The organism is Terriglobia bacterium (assembly GCA_020073205.1).
Classification (GTDB): Bacteria; Acidobacteriota; Polarisedimenticolia; order Polarisedimenticolales; family JAIQFR01; genus JAIQFR01.
Genome location: JAIQFR010000055.1, coordinates 1 through 18,422, shown reverse-complemented (window position 1 = coordinate 18,422; position 18,422 = coordinate 1). Strand labels below are relative to the sequence as shown.

General features: G+C 69.6%; 17 protein-coding genes. 6 read left to right on the top strand and 11 right to left on the bottom strand.

Annotated features, from left to right (window positions below; all coding sequences use genetic code 11):
- The first annotated feature begins 87 nt into the window (after positions 1-87).
- Together LAO51_12420 and LAO51_12415 are read left to right on the top strand one after the other, a co-directional pair.
- Positions 88-267, top strand: a complete 180-nt coding sequence (locus LAO51_12420) for a hypothetical protein (protein MBZ5639542.1) — start codon at positions 88-90, stop codon at positions 265-267.
- A 168-nt stretch (positions 268-435) separates the two neighbouring features.
- Positions 436-1,068: a DUF502 domain-containing protein gene (locus LAO51_12415; GenBank protein MBZ5639541.1), complete on the top strand. Its 633-nt coding sequence runs from the start codon at positions 436-438 to the stop codon at positions 1,066-1,068.
- Between the two features lie 97 nt (positions 1,069-1,165).
- Here LAO51_12415 and LAO51_12410 read toward each other — a convergent pair whose 3' ends face one another.
- Entirely contained in the window at positions 1,166-3,568 is a 2,403-nt protein-coding gene (locus tag LAO51_12410) for a response regulator (protein MBZ5639540.1), read from the bottom strand.
- Positions 3,569-3,740: 172 nt separating this feature from the next.
- Between LAO51_12410 and LAO51_12405 the strand changes: the two genes are divergently transcribed.
- The 3 genes from LAO51_12405 to LAO51_12395 all read left to right on the top strand — a co-directional run bounded on the left by LAO51_12405 (position 3,741) and on the right by LAO51_12395 (position 8,361).
- On the top strand, positions 3,741-6,716 hold the full coding sequence (locus LAO51_12405) for a DUF2339 domain-containing protein (protein ID MBZ5639539.1): 2,976 nt from the start codon (positions 3,741-3,743) through the stop codon (positions 6,714-6,716).
- The gene (locus LAO51_12400) at positions 6,713-7,663 is read left to right on the top strand and encodes a M48 family metalloprotease (protein ID MBZ5639538.1); all 951 of its coding nucleotides are present in this window, start codon (positions 6,713-6,715) and stop codon (positions 7,661-7,663) included. The genes LAO51_12405 and LAO51_12400 overlap by 4 nt, the downstream gene beginning before the upstream one ends.
- Before the next feature lie 149 nt (positions 7,664-7,812).
- Positions 7,813-8,361 (top strand): sigma-70 family RNA polymerase sigma factor, encoded by a 549-nt coding sequence (locus tag LAO51_12395; protein MBZ5639537.1) that lies wholly within the window; start codon positions 7,813-7,815, stop codon positions 8,359-8,361.
- A gap of 70 nt (positions 8,362-8,431) precedes the next feature.
- Here the strand turns inward: LAO51_12395 and LAO51_12390 are convergent, their stop codons facing one another.
- From LAO51_12390 to LAO51_12345, 10 genes are all read right to left on the bottom strand, one after another.
- Positions 8,432-9,289 carry a DUF2911 domain-containing protein gene (locus tag LAO51_12390; protein MBZ5639536.1) on the bottom strand — a complete coding sequence of 286 codons (858 nt, stop codon included), beginning with the start codon at positions 9,287-9,289 and terminating at the stop codon, positions 8,432-8,434.
- Positions 9,290-9,344: 55 nt separating this feature from the next.
- Positions 9,345-11,066 (bottom strand): sodium:solute symporter, encoded by a 1,722-nt coding sequence (locus LAO51_12385; GenBank protein ID MBZ5639535.1) that lies wholly within the window; start codon positions 11,064-11,066, stop codon positions 9,345-9,347.
- Positions 11,063-11,209, bottom strand: coding sequence for a hypothetical protein (locus tag LAO51_12380; GenBank protein ID MBZ5639534.1), 147 nt, complete (start codon positions 11,207-11,209; stop codon positions 11,063-11,065). The genes LAO51_12385 and LAO51_12380 overlap by 4 nt, the downstream gene beginning before the upstream one ends.
- 19 nt (positions 11,210-11,228) lie before the next feature.
- The gene (locus LAO51_12375) at positions 11,229-13,727 is read right to left on the bottom strand and encodes a PIG-L family deacetylase (GenBank protein MBZ5639533.1); all 2,499 of its coding nucleotides are present in this window, start codon (positions 13,725-13,727) and stop codon (positions 11,229-11,231) included.
- Complete coding sequence (gene bshA / locus LAO51_12370) at positions 13,724-14,905, bottom strand: N-acetyl-alpha-D-glucosaminyl L-malate synthase BshA (protein ID MBZ5639532.1); 1,182 nt, start codon at positions 14,903-14,905, stop codon at positions 13,724-13,726. Before bshA ends, LAO51_12375 begins: the two co-directional genes overlap by 4 nt.
- Positions 14,895-15,668, bottom strand: coding sequence for a hypothetical protein (locus tag LAO51_12365; GenBank protein MBZ5639531.1), 774 nt, complete (start codon positions 15,666-15,668; stop codon positions 14,895-14,897). The genes bshA and LAO51_12365 overlap by 11 nt, the downstream gene beginning before the upstream one ends.
- Before the next feature lie 143 nt (positions 15,669-15,811).
- Entirely contained in the window at positions 15,812-16,015 is a 204-nt protein-coding gene (locus LAO51_12360; protein MBZ5639530.1) for a hypothetical protein, read from the bottom strand.
- Positions 16,015-16,482, bottom strand: a complete 468-nt coding sequence (locus tag LAO51_12355) for a nucleotidyl transferase AbiEii/AbiGii toxin family protein (GenBank protein ID MBZ5639529.1) — start codon at positions 16,480-16,482, stop codon at positions 16,015-16,017. The genes LAO51_12360 and LAO51_12355 overlap by 1 nt, the downstream gene beginning before the upstream one ends.
- Before the next feature lie 101 nt (positions 16,483-16,583).
- Positions 16,584-16,892 (bottom strand): hypothetical protein, encoded by a 309-nt coding sequence (locus tag LAO51_12350; protein ID MBZ5639528.1) that lies wholly within the window; start codon positions 16,890-16,892, stop codon positions 16,584-16,586.
- 246 nt (positions 16,893-17,138) lie between these two features.
- A complete protein-coding gene (locus LAO51_12345) occupies positions 17,139-17,621 on the bottom strand; it encodes a MarR family transcriptional regulator (GenBank protein ID MBZ5639527.1) in 483 nt (160 codons plus the stop codon).
- 403 nt (positions 17,622-18,024) lie between these two features.
- Here LAO51_12345 and LAO51_12340 point away from each other — a divergent pair.
- Positions 18,025-18,422: aldo/keto reductase (locus LAO51_12340; protein ID MBZ5639526.1), on the top strand; the 398-nt coding region annotated here is incomplete at its 3' end.

Below are 18,422 nucleotides of genomic sequence, written 5' to 3'. Positions count from 1 at the left end.
AATTCCCGGTTTCGATTGCCGTCTCGAGCCCAACCGGTTCCGAAATGGCCCTTCACTTCATCGCCCCAGAGGGGCAAGGAGGTCCGTATGTCCCAGGGCACCTCGACTCCGTCGTCGGTTCCCACATGGTCTGACATCTTCAAGACCAGCCAGTCCAAGACCAAGGAAGACCTCACCAGCGAAGTAGCGCCCGCCGTCAACTCCGGGCGTCTGACCCTTGGTTGCCTGCTCGTGAGCCTTGGTCAGAAACTCCAGCCGAAGCAGTAGCTTCCGCAGCCCCCCAGACGTCTCGGTTCCCAAGACTAACCTATTTCAAACATGGAGGATAGCGCGATGGCGTTCTCTTTCGCTGAGCCCGCCCATCTCAGCTCACCGATATCTCCCCCTCCCACCGCCACCCCGAGCTGCGCGCTCCCTCCATACTAGAATGCCGCAATGAACCTCAAGCAGATGCTTCTCGTGAGCCTCCGGAACAAGTTCATCGCCGGGCTCATCATCCTCATCCCGATCGTCATCACGGCGAAGGCCCTCTGGTGGCTCTTCACCTACGTGGACGGGCTCGCGCGGCCGCTCGCCCAGACCCTCGCGGGTCACGAGCTTCGCGGGATCGGCTTCGCCCTCACCGTGGCGGTGGTCCTCGTCACGGGGCTCCTCTTCTCGGCGGGACCGCTAAGGAGGCTGCTCGACGGCCTCGTGGAGGTCCTCGAGAGCGTCCCGATCGTCGGCACGGTCTACGCGACGATCCGGAAGGTGCTTGCGGGCTTCGGGAGCCCCGGCTCCCGCCAGGCGTTCGAGAAGTTCGTCTTCGCCCGGGTGGCGGGGGTCCTGGCACCCGGGTTCCTCACCGGGTCGTTCGCGCTCCTGCGGGCGGACGGGACCGAGGAGACCTACCGCGTCGTCTTCGTCCCGACGAACCACCTCTACATCGGGAACATCCTGGTGCTCCGGGACGACGAGGTGATCCCCACCGACGTCTCCGTCGAGGACGGGATCGGCTTCGTGCTCTCGGCGGGCGCCTCGCCGCCGAAACGGCTGACGGAGACCCGACGCGGGAAGCCCCCGCGATGACGGACTCGGCGCGCCGCCGGGAAGGTCCATTCGGGAGAGCACCCGATCCACGGCGTTCCGGCCGTCGAAGGGCGGCCGGCCGGTCTCCTGCTCGCACTCACGCTACGGTGGATCCGTCGCCGACCGCCCGCAAAGCCAATAGCGCGCGCGCGGCCTCGACGAGCCGGCTCGGCGCGAAGGGCTTCTGGAGGAAGTCGCCGACCGGTCCGGCGAGCTCCCCGAGGCCCTGCGCGTCGTCCGGGTACCCCGACATGAAGATCACGCGTACGTCAGGCCGCTCCGCGAGGAGACGCCTCACGAGCTCGCGCCCGCCGAGGCGAGGCATGACGACGTCGGTGACGAGGAGATCGATGGTCCCGGCGTGGCGCCGGCTGACCTCGATCGCCTGCTCGCCGTCGGTCGCTTGCAACACCCGGTAGCCCGCGTTCGTGAGGACCTGCCGGGCCAGCTCGCGAACGACCGGCTCGTCTTCGACGACGAGCACGGTGGCGTCGACCGGCTCGATCGAGCGGCTCTCCGCGGTCCGCGCCGTCTCGACGGGGGCCGCCACGCGCGGGAGGTAGATCCACACGACCGTCCCGGAATCCGGCGTGCTGTCGAGCCAGACCGCGCCGCCGCTCTGCTTCACGATGCCGTAAACCATCGAGAGCCCCAGGCCGGTCCCCTTCCCCTGGTCCTTCGTGGTGAAGAACGGATCGAACGCCCGCGCCTGCACGTCCCGCGTCATCCCCGTGCCGTTGTCCTGCACGGACAGCGCGGCGTAGGCTCCCTCATGCAGGCCGTCGTGGGCGCTCGCCGACGACGCATCGAGGTCCACGGCGGAGGTCGCGATGCGGAGCTCCCCGCCCGCGGGCATCGCGTCGCGCGCGTTGACCACGAGGTTGAGGATCACCTGCTCCATCTGGCTGCGATCGACGCGGACCCAGAGATCTCCCGATTCGTAGCACGTGACGAGGCGGACGTCCTCGCCGATGAGGCGCCGCAGCATGTCGCCGAGCTGCTCCACCACGGCGGTCAGGTCCAGGTCCTTCGGGCAGAGCAGCTGCTGCCGGCTGTAGGCGAGGAGCTGGCGCGTGAGCCCCGCGCCGCGTTCGGCGGCCCTCCGGATCGCCCGGACGTGGGAGGGGATGGGCCCCTCCGCCGGAACGGCGTGGGCGATCGCATCCGCGTAGCCGAAGATCACCATCAAGAGGTTGTTGAAGTCGTGGGCCACGCCGCCGGCGAGCTTGCCCACCGCCTCCATCTTCTGGGATTGCCGGAACTGCTCCTCGAGCGCCTTGCGGTCGGTGATGTCCCGCACCACCGCGAGGATCTCGTCGTCGCCGTACGGGACGCAGCGGGCCTCGCGAATGCGCCGCCTGCCTTCGACGAGGAGGGGGTATTCGACCGTGACCGGCGCCCGCTCCGCCAGCACGCGGGCGATCGTTCGATCGACGAGCTCGGCGGCATCGGGCTGCAGGAAGTCGCGCACGTTTCGGCCGACGATCCGCGAGCGCGGAATGGGCTCCTCCGTCTCAGCCGGGAGAAACAGGTCGACGCACAGCCCGTCCCTTCGGATTCGGTAGGTGACGTCCGGCAAGGCCTGCTGGATCGAGCGCCGGAGCTCCTCGGCGTGCTCCCCGGTGACGAGGGCGGCTTCCCGCTCGGCGATCAGCGCCCCGAAGACCAGCGGCACCGCGACCAGCATCAGCTCGAAGACCTGGATCGCCGCATGGCGCTCGGATGGGGAGATCGAGAGGTAGGGACCCAGGCCGTGGCTGGTCGTGATCGCGACCACGATCGCCGCCAAGGCTCCCGAGCTCGCCGCTCCCCGGGGTCCGAAGCGGACCCCCGCGTACAGCGACAGCGGGAGGACGACGGTCAGCAGCATGACGCCGGTCGCGCTGACGGGCGCCAGACGGATCAGCCCGAGGATCGCCGCGACGATGCCCAGCGCCACCAGCGCCGCCTGGACGGCGCGCCGTGCACGGAGCGGCCTCGCCGGGGTGGCGAGCCACGTCAGGGCCGCCGGAACGACCACGAGCACGCCCAGGGCGTTCATGCGCCACCAGCCGCCCCAGCCGGAGTAGAACGGCATGGCCGCGCCACTCCAGAAGAGCGCCCGGCCGATCCAGGAGGCGAGGATGCTCGCGACCGGCGCGGTAGCCGCCGCTACGAGGAGGATCAGGAAATCCCGGAGCCGCGCGAAGGCCGTCTCGAACCCGAGCCGCCTGAGGACGACCACGCCGAGCACCGCCTCCGCGGTGCTCCCGACCGCCGCCGGCAGCGTCACGCCGAGGTCGTACCCGAGCAGCAGGCGCTGGACGACGGTGTACAGCGCGACCACCCACCATTCCCCGAGCCCGAGCAGCCACAGGCCGGCGATGGCCACCCCCGAAGGGAGCCAGACGATGGCCTGGTTGACCGCGTCGCCGCTCCCCTCCCTCGCGTAGGCGGCGGCGGCGAGCGCGGCCGCGAAGAGGAGCCGCTTTCCCAGCGGCGACCAGCGGCGCAGCGACACGGCTCCCCCCCTTTCGCCGGCAGCGCTCGGCATCGATCCGGGCCGGGCAGCGTATTGTACGCGCACGTCGCCGGATCGATGACGGTGCGCGCGCGGAATGCTTGTTCGGGACGACGCGAGGGTGATACCGTCCGCAAGAAGGTCTCGCCCGCGCCGAATACCGGAGGTTCCCATGGAGGCCCTTGGCATCCTGTTCGGGATCCTTGTCGGGATCGTCGTGCTTTTCGTGGGTCCCGCCGCGATCGTCATCGCCGCGATCGCCATGCGTCGCTCGAAAGAGACGCGCCGGCTCTTAGAGGACGCCCGATTCTCCGCGGCGACCCTCAGAGGAGACCTCGACAAGCTCCGCCATCGAGTCCAGTCGCTGGAGTCGGTTACCGCCGCCGCTCCGCCTCCGGCAATCGCGCCGGCCGCCGCGCCTCGCCCCGTCCCTCCCGCCCCCGCGCCGGTTGCGGTGGCCCGCTCCGCCGCAGTGCCAGAGGCCATCCACGCGAGACCGCGGGCGATCCCGGTCGAGGCACCCGCCCGGCCCGTGGCCCAGGCGAAGAGGGCGGCGCCGGCGCCGAGGACCGCCGAGAGCTGGGAAGCCGTCATCGGCGGTTCGTGGTCGAACCGGATCGGCGTCGCGCTCGTCGTGATCGCGGTCGCGTTCGCCCTCGGCTACTCGATGACGGTGATGGGGCCGTCGGGGAAGGCGGCGCTCGCCACGGGCGTGTCGCTCACGCTCCTCGCCGCGGGGATCTTCCTCGAGCGGCGCGAGCGGTACGTTTTCTACGGGAGAGGGCTCATCGGGGGCGGCTGGGCCGCGCTGTACGCCACGGCCTACGCGGTCCACGAGCTTCAGGCCACCCGGATCGTGGAGAGCGCCACCGCCGGCTTCGCCCTGCTGCTCGCCGTGGGCGCCGGGATGATCCTCCACTCGCTGCGCTACGACAACCAGGGCCTCACGGCGATCGCCTACGCCCTCGCCTACGCCGCGATCGTCCTGCACAGCATCAGCGCCTACACGGTGGCCGCCGCGTCGGTTCTCGGGTTCGGGACGGTCCTGCACCTCCTGAGGCGGCGCTGGTACGTCGCCGCCTTCGGGGGGCTGGCCGCCACGTACGGGAGCCTCCTCCTGTGGTACCTCCGCCAGGAAGCGATGACGGCCGAGACGCTGCGGGTCGGACTCGGCGCCGTCGCGGTGAACTGGATCGTCTTCCTCGTCTCCGATTTCGCGCCGGAGCCGCGCGAGGCGTACGCGAGGCGGTGCGCGGCCCTGCTCTCCTTCCTCAACGCGCTGTTCGCCGCGTCGTTGTCGTTCATGGCCTGGTCCAGGTTCGCGCCGGGGAGCGGATGGCAGCCGCTCGCGGCGTTCGGCGCGGCGTTCGCCGTCTCCACCGCCGTGCTGCGGCGGCTCGGGCGCGCCACCGTCCACCCCGTGCACTCGGCCGCGGCCTCGGCGCTCGTCGCCGTCGCGGCGGGCGTGGGGCTCGATCTCACGCCGGCCACGTGGGTCTGGCTCGCCGAGGCTGAGATCGTGTTCCTGATCGGCTACGCCCTCGAGGACACGTTTCACCGGTGGCTCGGGTGCTTGCTCTTCCTCGTTCCGATGGCCGCGATCGTCGTCCCTGAGGTCGCGACGCGCGCGCTCGTCCCGGAGGGCGGCTTCGACCTGACGCATCTCATGACGACGGCGGCGGCCTGCCTCTGCTTCTACTTCACGCTCGGCAGGCTGAGGGCCGCGCTCGGCGAAGGCACCGAGGGGGGGATCGACGCGCGGATCTCGACCGCGTTTTCCTTCGGCGCCTTCGCGCTGATCTTCCTCGCCCTCTGGGTCCAGCTCCCGAGCGTCTGGGTGGCGCCGGCCTGCGCCGTGCTGATGCTCTTGATCTTCGAGGTGTCGGCGATCCGCGACCTCGCCGACCTGAGGGTCCAGTCGTACATTGCGGCGCTCTTCGCCGCCGTGCTGGCGCTGGCGCTCTCCGCCCCCTCGAAGGTCATGGCCGGCTCCGTCGAGGCTCGCGTCCCGGCGCTGATCGTCGTCGCCGCCGGCCTCTACACCCTCTTCTTCCGGCGCTCCCGCGGTCGCGCGCTCCTGATCGAGGACGAGGAGCGCCTCCGGCCGCTCCTCGCGTGGGCCGGCGCCTTCCTCGTCGCGCTCCTGGTCTGGCTCACGGCTCGTCCCGCGGTCGTCGGTCCGGCCTGGATGGTCCTGGCGCTGCTCCTCATCGAGGTGGGTGTCCTTCTCGAGGAGCCGCACCTCAAGTTGCCCGGCTACGCGGCGATCGCCGCGTCCCTCGCGTCGCTCGCGGTCTCGAACCTGACCGCGACGGACGTCGTGTCGGGATGGTCCGTGCGGGCGCTCACGGTGGCCCCCTGCATTGCCGCGACGTACTACGTCTGGTGGCGTCTCAGGGCGCTCGGCTCGAACCCGGCGACTCGCGCCGCGGCCCCCCTGGACGAGGATTTCGGGCGCGTCCTGTCCTACGCCGCGGCCTTGATGCTCGGGCTCTTCGTCCGGTTCGAGTTCGGCCTCGAGAACGCGGCCCTCAGGTGGTCCCTCGCGATGGCGGTGCTCTTCGCCATCGGGTACCTGCTTCGCGACGCCGATCTCCGCGTGCAGGCGTACGCTCTCGGGGCGGTCGTGATCGTGCGTGCGGTCGGATTCGATTTTCGGCACGCGACCCGGCTGATGGGCGTCGACGGGCCGCTCGCCGTCGCCGCCGTCGGCGTGGCCGCGTACGCCGTCTCCGGCTACCTCGTGCGCCGTCGACTCGAGGCGGCCGGCCGGACGCGCCCGCCCGAGCGGCGCGCCCTGGCCCTCGAGGCCCGGCTCGAGGCCCGAGGGCAGGACCTCCTCTGGCTCCTCGCCGTTGCCCTCGCCGGCCTCTACGCCTGGCGCACGTGGGCGGGGTTCGGACTGATCGTCGGCTGGGCGATCGAGGGGTTGATCGCCACCGGCGCCGGCTTTCTCGCGAAGTCCCCGGCGCTGCGGTACGCGGGGCTCGGCCTCCTCGGGCTCGGCCTCGGCATGACGCTCTACCGCACCTTCACCGAGTTCGACACGATCGGCCGGATCGTCTCGTTCTTCGTCCTCGGCATCGTGCTCCTCGTGGTCTCCTTCGCCTACACGCGCTACCGGGAAGCGCTGAAGCGGGCGCGATGAGGGCGGCGCTCAGGCTCGCGCTCGTCGCGGCGTTCACGGCGGCGGTTCTGATCGGCGCGTGGCTGGCCATGCGCGGCACCGGCCCCGACCGGCGGAACCTCGACGCTCTCGTCACGGTGGGCGGGGACCTGGCGCGCGACGCCACGCACCCGATTCTCGACCTCACCCGGATGAGCGAGAGCGACGAGGCGGCGCTCGGGGCCGCGATCGACAAGGAGATCCGAGCGTCCATGCCCGTCGGCTCCGATCCGCGCCTGGAGGGGTACCTGAGACGCGTCCTGCAGTCGCTCGCGCCCCACGTGAGCCGCGGCGGGATCCCGTACGCCATCGCCCTGGTCCGATCGCGCGAGGTCAACGCCTTCGCCGTCCCCGGCGGCCGGATCTACGTGATGGAGGGGCTTCTCGACTTCGTGAAGAGCGAGGCGGAGCTCGCCGCCGTGATCGGCCACGAGATCAGCCACGTGGACCTCCGCCACTGCATCGAGCGGATGCAGGCCGAGCAGAAGCTCCGGCGCGTCTCCCCCGGGATCGCGGCGCTCGCGCGGCTCGGGCACGAGCTCGTGCTGCGAGGTTACGCCGAGGAGCTCGAGCTCGAGGCGGACCGGAACGCCGCGCGCCTCGTCGCGCGCGCGCGATACGACCCGTGGGAGGCGATGTCGCTCTTCGCTCGAACGGCCCGGATGGAGGCGCCCCGCGAGCGAGCGCCGACGCGCGACCCTTGGGTCGAGATCGCCTCGGCGATCCCGGAGGCGCTCCGCCGCTACCTCGCCACCCACCCTCCCGCCGATCAGCGGATGGAGGCGGTGCGCGAGACCCTCCGCGCCGAGCCCGAGCTGTGGCTCGGCGAGAGGCGCTACGTCGGCCGGGTCAACCTCGCCAGGCGCCGCGCCATGGCCGACGAGCCGGTCGAGGGCGAGTGGATCGCGCGCTCCTCGCCGCCAGGCTAGGGGTCCTCCACCTGCGAACCGCTCCCCAGTGGTGGAGAGCGGGTCCGTGTCTCCCCGCGAAGCCTCAGGGGCACGGGCTCGGATTGGACTTATAATCTTCGCTGCTGATCGACGTCGCGGCGGCGGCGCCACCGGATCGTGAGTGACCCTTGGGCGAGATCACGCTCCTGCTCCGCGCAGCGAACGCCGGCGACCGGGGCGCGGCGGAGCAGCTCTACTCCCGGCTGTACGAGACGCTGCGAAGGCTCGCGCGGGCGCGTCTCCGCGCCGGGGGGCGCGACTCGGTTCTCGACACCACCGTGGTGGTGCACGAGAGCTTCCTGCGCATGATCGAGGCCGGCAGCGTCGAGGCCGAGGATCGCCGGCAGTTCCTCGCCTACGCGTCGCGGGCGATGAGGTCCGTCATCGTCGACTTCGTCCGCCAGCGAAACGCGGCGCGGCGCGGCGGCGACGCCACGCCGGTGTCCCTCAGCGACGGGGACGGCACCGTCAACGATCGCCCCGACGAGATCCTGCAGGTGCACCAGGCTCTCGGACGCCTCGAGAGCCTCGACGCGGATTCCGCCCGGGTCGTCGAGATGCGCTACTTCGCGGGGCTCAAGGTCTCCGAGATCGCCGAGGCCCTGTCGATCAGCGAGACCACGGTGGAGCGTCGCTGGCGGAAGGCGCGGGCGTTCCTGTTCGAATCGCTCCGCTGAGGCGGGGCCGGCCGCGCTGGGCCAGGGCGCGTCCGGCGCGGCCCTGGCCCCCGAAGGGAAAGCGGCGTCCCTATCTGCCCGGCGCGCCCTTCCACTCCGCGATCTGCCTCTCCAGGTTCGGGATCTCGGTCGCGGCGTTCTTGTCGTCCTTGCCGACCGTCACCGCCTTCTCGGCAATCGCGACGGCCTCCGCCTTCCTGCCGTCCTTGGCGAGCATCTGGGCCTTGAGGCGGAGATTGAAGAAGTTCTCCTTCACGGCGATCGACTGGTCGATCCACTTCAGCGCCTCGGCCTTGTTGTCGACGTTCGCGTTGAACGCGAAATTCGCCGCGTTGAACGGGACGTTCCACTCCTTCACCTCGCCCGAGAGAGCCTGCCGGATGTCGGCCAGCGCCTGCTTCGTCGTGTCGGTGCCGATCTTGAACGTCACGCGCACCTTCTCCCAGGCCAGCTCGACCGTGGCGGAGTCGAACTCAACGTCGGGGAAGGAGAACGTGAGCCACTCCACGCTCGGCCCGTCCGTCGGCTGGGTGTCGATGCGGAGCGCGTCCTGGGCGGCGTCGTACGAGTAGCTGCCCCACTGGTCCGCCTTCTTGTTGAAGATGACCGTCCACGAGGCCTTGCCGGGAATGGTGTGCAGGGAGTACGTGCCCGCGGGGAGGGCCTTGCCGTCGATGGTGACGTCCTTGCTGACCGAGAAGGTCGTCGCCTCGTTCGCGCCGGTGCGCCAGACCTTGTCGTACGGGACGAGGCCGCCCCAGATCTCGCGACCCTTCACGCCGGGGCGGCTGTAGGTGATGGCGACGTCCGTGAGCCCCACGGCCTGCGTGACCGTGCCTTTCTGGCTGACCCGGGGGAGCTTGAGCTCCGCGAACGTGGAGGGAACGAAGAGCGCCAGGGCGGCGGCGCACAGCAGAACGATCTTCATGGACTTCCTCCTCGGCGAGAGCGCCGATTGCGAGCCGAAAGTGACGACGGCGATCCTAACCCCGAGCCGCCGGGGGAGCAACGAGCCGCTCCCCTCCCCCCGGCAGGACGGCCTCAAAGACGATGCCCAGTGCGAGAACCGTCGTGCAGCCGATCAGGTTGTACCAGAGATAGCCGATGCCGGTGGTGGAGTAGAGCGCGATCACCGTCCCTTCGGCCACGAGCGCCGCCAGGAACACCGCGGTCCCCCCCACCCGCTTGACCAGGAACGCGGTCAGGAAGATCCCCAGGATCGTGCCGTAGAACAGCGACCCCAGGATGTTGACCGCCTCGATCAGGTTCTCGAGAAGGTGGGCGAACAGCGCGAAGCCGACGACCACGACGCCCCAGCCGGCGGTGAGCGCCTTCGATACCCGCACGTAGTGCCGGTCGGTGGCGTCGGGCCGCAGCAGCCTCTGGTAGATGTCGACGGTGGTCGTGGAGCCCAGCGCGTTGAGCTCCGACGAGCTCGCCGACATGGCGGCGCAGAAGATCACCGCGACCAGGAGGCCGACGAGGCCGCGCGGCAGGTGCTGCACGATGAAGGTCAGGAAAACGTAGTCGGTGTCCTTGACTTCCATGTCGGGGTCGACCTGCCGCACCAGCCGCTTGGCCTCGGACCTCACGTCCTCCGCCCGCCCCAGGAGGTCCTTCACGCGCGCCTGCGCGGCGGCGACCGCCCCGTCGTCGTGTCCGCCGAGTGCATGGGCCAGCGTCCGCACCGCGTCCTTCTTCTCCCTGAAGACGCCGGCGTACCGGGTCTCCAGCGCCTTCATCTCGGGGGCGCGCGCCGTCGCGTAGACCGCCTCCATCGCCGACCGCTTGAACAGCAGCGGCGGCTGCACGAACTGGTAGAACAGGCAGACCATCACCCCCGTCAAGAGGATGAACGCCTGCATCGGCACCTTGAAGACGGCGTGGAACATGAGCCCGAGGCGGCTCTCGGTCACGGACTTGCCCGTCAGGTAGCGTCCCACCTGGGACTGGTCGGTCCCGAAGTACGACAGCGCCAGGAAGAACCCGCCGAGCAGCCCCGACCAGAAGGTGTAGCGCTCGCGGTAGTCCAGGGAGAAGTTGATCACCTCGAGCCGCCCCATCTTGCCCGCGACCCGGAGCGCCTGGGGAAGCGGGACCTCCGCCGACACGTAGGTCACGACCATGACGAAGGCGGCCAGCATCCCCAGCAGGATCACGCCCATCTGGTGCTTCTGCGTCAGGCTGACCGCCGGCGATCCCCCCGACACGGTGTAGGCGACCACGAGGATCCCGACCAGCAGGATGGTGGCGCTGAGGTTCCAGCCGAGCAGGCTCGACACGATGATCGCCGGCGCGTAGAGGGTGATGCCCGCCGCCAGCCCGCGCTGGACCAGGAAGAGGAACGCCCCCAGCTGGCGGGTCTTGAGATCGAACCGCTTCTCGAGGTACTCGTAGGCCGTGTAGACCTCGAGCCGGTAGTAGATCGGGATGAACAGCACCGAGACGATCACCAGCGCGATCGGAAGGCCGAGGTAGTTCTGGACGAACGCCATCCCCTTCTCGTAGGCGAGACCGGGCATGGACAGGAAGGTGATGGCGCTGGCCTGGGTGGCCATCACGGAGAGCCCGACGGCCCACCACTTCATGGCGTGGTCGCCGCGGAAATACCCCTCCAGGTCCCGCTGGCCGCGGGTCTTGAAGGTCCCGTAGGCGGCGATCGCCACGAGGGTGCCGACGAGGACGACGAGGTCGAGCGCGCTCATCGGTAATGCCGCGTGAACAGGTAGAAGAGGAGGACGAGGAAGGCGAGGAACCCGAGGACCACGCCGTACACGCCGCTCCACCTCCGGAAGAACGGCGGACGGTCCCGCAGGATCCGCCTCTCCTTGTCGGGGTCGAGCGGCATGCGAGCCGGCTCCGTCGTCCTAGTGGCCGAGCGCGATCAGGTTGGCGAACAGGCGGTACGCCCCCGGCACCCCTGCCGGTAGCTGCCGGAACCAGGAGTAGCCGGTGTAGACGAAGGTCCCCTTGCCGAGCCGCGCGACCAGCAGGCCGCCGTCGCGCGGCGGCTCGCCCGCGTCGTGGCACGACAGCACCGCTTCGTAGGCCGGGTCCCACTGGTCGGCGAAGTACAGCCCGCGCTCCTGGACCCAGCCCTCGAAATCGGCCGCGGTGATCTTGTTGGGGACGTTGAGGACCGGGTGATCCGGGAGCAGGAAACGGACCTCGGCGCCTTCCTCGCTCACCCGGTCGTGGGAGAGCCGGAGGGGCAGCGGTCCGACAGCCTCCACCTTGAGCTCCTGGACCGTCGTGTACTGCACGATGAGGGTGCCGCCGTCCTTCACGTACTCCCACAGAGCCGGCTGGCGGAAGCGGATCCGCTCCAGCGTGTTGTAGGCGCGCACCCCGAGGATCACCGTGTCGAACCGTCGCAGGCGCTCCGGGACCAGCTCGTCCTGGGACAGCTCGGTGACCGTGTAGCCGATCGCCCGGAGCCCGGCGGGAACCTGGTCGCCGGCGCCCTCTACGTAGCCGATGGCCTGCCCTTTCCGGCGCAGGTCCACGCGAGCGAGCCTCGCCTCGGCCGGCGGCAGGACGAGCTGGGTCGGGATGTGATCGTGCTCGACATGGACGATCCCCCGCTGGTAACGGCGGCCGCCGACCTCGGCCACGGCCTCGAGGGCCCCGGTCGAGGCGTGGTCCGGCGGCCGGACCTCGAAGGTCAGGGTCGTGGTCGCGTCCTTTTCGGCGATGGAGAAATCGCGCGACGGCGGGCTGACGGTGAAACCCTCGGGCGCCTCGAGGTGCGCTTTCCCCGCAACACCGGCCCGGCCGGCGCGGACGGTGACCGAGACCTGTTGCGCGGCGACATCCGGGAAGACGAACACGCCCTCGGAGAGGCTCATCGTGACCACCGGGACCACCTCGAACGGGCGGTACTGCTCGCCGCGCACCGGGTCGTTCCACTTGTAGACCACCGGCCGGACGAATACGAGCGGCGTCCCGTCGACGTCCAGGGCGAACGCCGCCGCGAGCGCCGGCGGGTTCTCCGGGAGCCCGATGAGCGCCGGGTCGTCGACCCTGAACATCCCCGGCGTACCCGTCTCCCGGAGCCAGTACGGCTCGGAATCGGGCAGGTCCGCGGGGAGCGCGACGTCGAGGGTCTTCTTGAACGCCTCGCGCGCGGACAGGTCCTGCCCGACGGGAGCGTCGGTGCCCGCGGCGGCGAGGGTCACGCGCTCGAGCCGGACCGCGACGGGCGACCGGTTGGCCGCCTCGAGGCTGACCTTCACCGTGTCGCCGGGGACGGCCGAGGGGGTAGAGGCCGCGGCCTCGAGATAGAGCCCCAGGCAGGCCGCGATGATCGAGTCGAGGTCCAGAAGCTTCACGCTCCGCCAGTGGCCGTCCGGCAGCGCGGCGATCCCTGCGCGCGCCTCGAGCAGGAGCGGCACGACGCGCGAAGGCTCCTCGGGCCGGAACACCCGGCAGGCCCGCTCCAGGATCGAGCCCACCGCCTTGCCGCCCGGGATCCTCCCCCACGTGGTGTCGATCCCCTCGAACAGGTCCGCCTCGGCCCTGTCGCCGTCGACGTGCTCGAAGTACTCGAGCACCTCGCCGCGCGTCCCGCTCGCGCCGAATCCCTGGCTCTTGTGCATGCTGCGGCTCCGCGCGGCCAGCTCGGGATACGAGAGACCGAGGAGCGGGTTGTAGGCGCCGACGTCGAGCTTGAGCAGCCCTTCGGTCTTGAGGTCCTCGGGCTTGTCGTAGAAGAAGCGGGAGGTGTTCCACAGGAGCCGCCGCGGCCGCCACGGGCTCAGGCGATCGAGCTGCTCCGGGAACCGTTTCGGGTCCCCCGCCGCCGCCATCGCCTCGCGCGCCAGCACGGCGGAGGCGGTGTGGTGCCCGTGAGTCTCCCGGCCGGCCGCCGGGAAGCGCGTGATCACGACGTCGGGCTCGAACTCGCGGTAGACCCGGACCACGTCGGAGAGGACCTGCTCCTTGTCCCAGATCCCGAGGGTCTCCCCGGGAGTCTTGGAGTAGCCGAAGTCCTTCGCGCGGGTGAAGAACTGGTGGCCGCCGTCGATCCGCCGCGCCGCCAGGAGCTCCTCTGAGCGGATGACCCCGAGCAGGTCGCCGATCTCCGGGCCGATGAGGTTCTGGCCGCCGTCGCCGCGCGTCAGCGCGAGGTAGCCGGTGTCGGCGAGGCGCCCGTTGGCCAGGTAGGCGATCAGCCGCGTGTTCTCGTCGTCGGGGTGGGCGGCGACGTACAGCACGCTGGCCAGCACCTTCATCTTCTCGAGCGCGAGCCGGATCTCCGCCGCGTCGGGTCTCGGCGGGGCCTGCGCCCGCACGGACCCGGCCCCCAGCCATCCCAGGAACAACATCGTCGCCCACCTCCCCGAGCCGCCCACGAATCGTCTCATCGCCTCGGCCTCTCCTTGCTCTCGATCACCTGCCGGTAGAAGTCCAGGTATTCGCCGACGATCCGCTCGGCGGAGAACAGGGCCCGTGCCCGCTCCCCGCCCTTCTCCCCCAGGAACCGGTAGCGCTCCGGGTCCTCGATGATGGCGTCGAGCCGGCCCGCGAACCCTTCGATGTCCCCCACCGGCAGGAGGAACCCGTTCTCGCCGTCCGCCACGACCTCGGGGACGCCGCCCGTGCGCGTCGCCAGGACCGGCAGGCGATGGAACATGCTCTCGAGGATGCTCAGGCCGAAGCTCTCGTGGTCCGAGGTGTACAGCCCCAGGTCGGCGGCGTCGAGGTAGTTCTCGATGTCCGGCACCGAGGCCAATACGGTCACGCGCGGCTCGATCCCGAGGGCTTCGGCCAGCGGCCGGTACGGGGCGAAGTCGCCGCCGGCCAGGATCAGGAGCCGGATCCTCTCGCGGTGGCGCGACGCGGCAATCACGCGGAGGAGATCGTGGATCCGCTTCCCGGGCCGCAGGTTGGACATGTGGATCACCACGAACTCGTCGCCGAACCCCAGCTCGTCGCGCACCTGCCGGCGCGTGCGCGTCGGGCTCGTGGGCGCGAAGAAGTTGTGGATGACCCGGATGTCACGACAGGAGCCGAAGGCGATCAGGGTTTCCTCCCGGAGGTACCGGGACACCGCGGTCACGCCGTCGGAGTGCTCGATGGCGTGCCGGATGACCGGCTGGTATCCGGGGTCCTTGCCCATGAGCGTGGTGTCGGTCCCGTGGAGCGTCGTGATCAGCCGCGGCGCGGCCTCCCCGAGCATCTGCTGCGCCAGGTAGGCGGCAACCGCGTGCGGGACCGCGTAGTGCGCGTGGATCAGGTCGAGGCGGTGAGCGCGACCGAGCTCGGCGAGCTTCGCCGACAGCGGCAGCGTGTAGTCGGGATAGCGGAACAGGTCGTACTCGTTGATCACCACCGGGTGGAAGAATACGTTCGCCGCGGACAGGTCCAGGCGGAACGGCTTCTCGTAGCTGACGAAGTGCACCTGGTGGCCGCGAAGGGCCAGCTGCTGCCCGAGCTGGGACGCCAGGATGCCGCTGCCTCCCACCGACGGATAGCAGGCGATGGCGATCCGCAGCGGATCGCGGGTCGTCGCGGGGAGCGGCGACGGGGGATTACGGGACATCGGGCACCCAGGAGTCGTGGGCCCCGTCGATGAAATCGCGCTCCACGAACGTGATCTCCGGGGCCTCTTCCTGCTTCAGGTAGGCCGCCTCTCCCGGCCCGGCCACGTAGTGGGTGCACCGCACCACCGACTGCATCCACCGCAGTCGCGTGTCCCGGGTCGGGCTGATGGTCTCCTTCCCGGTCTCCCGGTAGGGGATCTCGAGATACAGGTCGCCGCCGCGATGGAGCGTCAGCCTCTCCCCCTGCCGCCGGGCGCGGACCAGCTCCCCCTCGTACACCACGTCGACGTAGTAGTCCTCCACGTCGACCGCCCGCCTCCGCACCTCCGGGTCGCCGGAGCGGACGACCTCGATGCCGTCGAGGAGCGAGAGCCGACGATACATGTCGAGGCAGAAATCGGCCGCGGTGTCCGCCCGCACCGAGCGGAAGACGTCCACCAGCTCGGGCGCGACGAAGCAGGGCATCACGCGGGCGGTCCTCTCCTGCCAGTCGGGCCGGATCCGCTTCGCGTACAGCGGGGAGTACTTCTTCTGGAGCTTGCTGGCGTGGTCGAAGTTAAGCCGCTTCAGCTCTCCCGTCTTGAGGTCCCTGAGAGGCGTCGTCGTCTCGCGGTAGTCGTGGTCGCTGTCGTGGCAGAAGTAGACGATCGTCCCGCCGACCTCCCGCTGGAGCCGCCGGGCCGTGACCACCTTCGAATGGAAGAACCGCTTCGGAAAGAAGCCGCACGGCTGTTGCCCGAAGCAGATGACCGGACCGCTCATGTTCGAAGCCGAAACTCCCTCGGGCGAGCGCTCGCGTGACCCGGGACCGTGACCTGGTTGCTCGGCCCCTTCGAGCAGCGAGCGCTCAAGCCTAACACCCCCGGAGGCACGGAGCCACGCGGGAGCGAGCGGCGGGCCGTCGTTCAGCCCGAAACCCGATCGTGACGAACGGCCTCGGCTTCTTCGATCGATCGGTACCGGGTGACGCCCGGCCGCCGCTCGCGCGAGGCGGTAAGGGTCCGGTGGAAGGCCAGCATCAAGGCCACGGCCCGCAAGTTTCCCGGATCGTCGGCGGCCCGCCAGGGCCGCGGCATCTCGTCGACCGAACGGTAGCGATGAACGGGCACTAGTCCTCCCGGAACCCGAACCTCTCCGCGAGCACGTCGGCGTCGTAGCGATCGGTCGGGCGCATCGTGCCCTTCTTCATGCGCCACAGCGTTCGTGGGGTCACGACCCGGACAGGGACCCCGCAGATCGTCTTCTCCTCGATGTCGAGGTCGGCATACCGGAACGCCTCGCCGAGACGCGTGAGGAGGTCGACGCCGAAGCCATCGGGAGGGACGTAGCGGACGGCGGGGTACTCGCCGCAGAGGTCGTCGGCGGAGATCTCCTCGATGCTGGGGTCGTCGAACGCCTCGCGAAGCGCGGCCTTCAGGCGCTCGACGTTGTCCCTGTCCGGGCGAAGGAACAGATCGAGATCGGCGGTTGCCCTGGCGAGGCCGTGCAGGCCCAGCGCGACCGCGCCGCACACCGCGTAGTCCACCCTCTTCTCGTGCAGGGCGCGGAACACCGCCCGAAGACGATCCTCATCCATGGCGCGTGGCGGCCTCCTCCCTTCGAAGGAAGGAGTATACGCTGCGGCTCCATGGGTGGGTGCGGCCGGGGTCGCGGAGCCCGCCCGGGCGGTGGCGGAGTCTACTTGCGCCACTCGGCGATGAACAGGTTCGTCTCGCCCTTCACCTTGCCTCCGCGATTGGAGCTGAACGCCAGGTAGCGGCCGTCGGGGCTGAACACCGGGAATCCGTCGAAGGTCTCCTCGTAGGTGACCCGCTCCGGCTCCCCGCCCTCGACGGAAACGAGGTACAGGTCGAAATTCCTGCCGTGCGGATCCTCCCAATTCGAGGCGTAGATGAGCTGCCGGCCGTCGGGGGTGAAGTAGGGCGCGAACGAGGCGCCGGGCTTGGCCGTCACCTGCCGCTTGTCGCTTCCGTCCGCGCGCATCACCCAGAGGTTCATCTCCGTGGGGCGAACGAGGTTCTGCTCGAGCAGCGCCTGGTACGCGGCGACGGCTTCCGGCGTCTCGGGGTAGCCCGCGCGCCAGCAGATCCACTTCCCGTGGATCGGGCAGGGTAGGCCGGAGGTGCTCAGCCCATCGCGCTGGTTTGCGGAAGCGCGCTTCGCTGAACGGCTCGATCCAATCAGAGACGATGCGTGGCAGCATGCCGAGGGGACCCTTTCTGGATCTCGTGCTTATGTACTTGCCGCCGAAGGTTTCTTCCGATTCCTTGATGCCGGAAAGTCAGCAGGACTCCGGCTGACGAACTCCTCAAAGAATGCGGAGAATTCCGAGAACGTCTCGCGGAAATGCCGGATCCGCTTAAAGGACCCTTTCCCGAACCGCCCGAGGAAGAGGCGATAGGCCAATTGGTAGAATCGCTCGCAGTTCTGGAAGGCTACGCCGCCGCGCTGCGTCAGAACGAGACACACCTCCCTCGCGCTATGTGTCCCTCCGACCTTGCGGACCAACCCCTTCCGCACCAGCTTGCCGACGGTTTGGGAGACAGCGCCCTTGGTGACGCCCAGGGCGGCGGCCAGGCACGTCACGTTGATCCCCGGCGCGCGCCCGATGGCCTCGATCGCATATGTCTCGGATGGGAAGATCCGGCGCCCCGTGCCGAACTGCCGGGGCCGATTCGCGAAGGCTGTCCAGTGGCCCAACAGCCGGCCAATCAAGATCCCCAGCTCGTAGAATGCGGATTGGGTTGCTTTCATCGTGGCACACTGTATAGGAGCTAAACGGACGCGTCAAGCCCTGTCGCCGAAACAACCGGACATGCATCCTCTCTCCTCGTCCGCTCTATCCCACGGTACCCTTGGTCGTCCTGGAGGACGGCCTACGCTGCGCAGCCTGCCACCATCTGCCCCAAGCCCTCCAAGAATACTGTCCATGCACGCCCAGTGCCCCCGACCACCTGGCATCTCTTGCCATTGCCACCCCGAGAGTTGCATCTTGACACCGCCGTCGGTCTACGGCATCCTGCCCCGGTGGCCGGGCCGGCGGCAGGAGCCTTCGCGCACAGGGTGGCCTCTGCCGAACCCAAGCCCCCTCACCCCATCCATTGAACAGGAGGAACCTATGGAATACCGCAGCCTGGGAAGATCCGGCGTCATGGTCAGCCCGTTGTGCTTGGGAGCGATGAATTTCGGCGGTCCCACCAACGAGGAAGACTCTTTCACCATCCTCAACCGCGCCCAGGAGGCCGGCGTCAACTTCATCGACACCGCCAACGTGTACACCAGCGGTGCAAGCGAGCGCATCGTTGGCAAGTTCCTCAAGGAGAGCGGCAAGCGCGACCAGTTGGTTGTGGCGACGAAAGTTTACAGCCGGGTGGGCAACCTCCCCAACGATGCCGGTGCGTCCCGGTACCACATCCTCAAGGCCTGCGAGGACTCGTTGCGTCGACTGCAGACCGACCACATCGACCTGTATCAGCAGCACCGCCCGTCGCTCACCATCCCCCAGGACGAGACGCT

Excerpts from the sequence above, each read along its gene's own strand:
- LAO51_12420 (MBZ5639542.1), top strand. The coding sequence starts at position 88 with ATGTCCCAGGGCACCTCGACTCCGTCGTCGGTTCCCACATGGTCTGAC.
- LAO51_12415 (MBZ5639541.1), top strand. The coding sequence starts at position 436 with ATGAACCTCAAGCAGATGCTTCTCGTGAGCCTCCGGAACAAGTTCATC.
- LAO51_12405 (MBZ5639539.1), top strand. The coding sequence starts at position 3,741 with ATGGAGGCCCTTGGCATCCTGTTCGGGATCCTTGTCGGGATCGTCGTG.
- LAO51_12400 (MBZ5639538.1), top strand. The coding sequence starts at position 6,713 with ATGAGGGCGGCGCTCAGGCTCGCGCTCGTCGCGGCGTTCACGGCGGCG.
- LAO51_12390 (MBZ5639536.1), bottom strand. The coding sequence starts at position 9,289 with ATGAAGATCGTTCTGCTGTGCGCCGCCGCCCTGGCGCTCTTCGTTCCC.
- LAO51_12385 (MBZ5639535.1), bottom strand. The coding sequence starts at position 11,066 with ATGAGCGCGCTCGACCTCGTCGTCCTCGTCGGCACCCTCGTGGCGATC.
- LAO51_12380 (MBZ5639534.1), bottom strand. The coding sequence starts at position 11,209 with ATGCCGCTCGACCCCGACAAGGAGAGGCGGATCCTGCGGGACCGTCCG.
- LAO51_12375 (MBZ5639533.1), bottom strand. The coding sequence starts at position 13,727 with ATGAGACGATTCGTGGGCGGCTCGGGGAGGTGGGCGACGATGTTGTTC.
- bshA (MBZ5639532.1), bottom strand. The coding sequence starts at position 14,905 with ATGTCCCGTAATCCCCCGTCGCCGCTCCCCGCGACGACCCGCGATCCG.
- LAO51_12365 (MBZ5639531.1), bottom strand. The coding sequence starts at position 15,668 with ATGAGCGGTCCGGTCATCTGCTTCGGGCAACAGCCGTGCGGCTTCTTT.
- LAO51_12355 (MBZ5639529.1), bottom strand. The coding sequence starts at position 16,482 with ATGGATGAGGATCGTCTTCGGGCGGTGTTCCGCGCCCTGCACGAGAAG.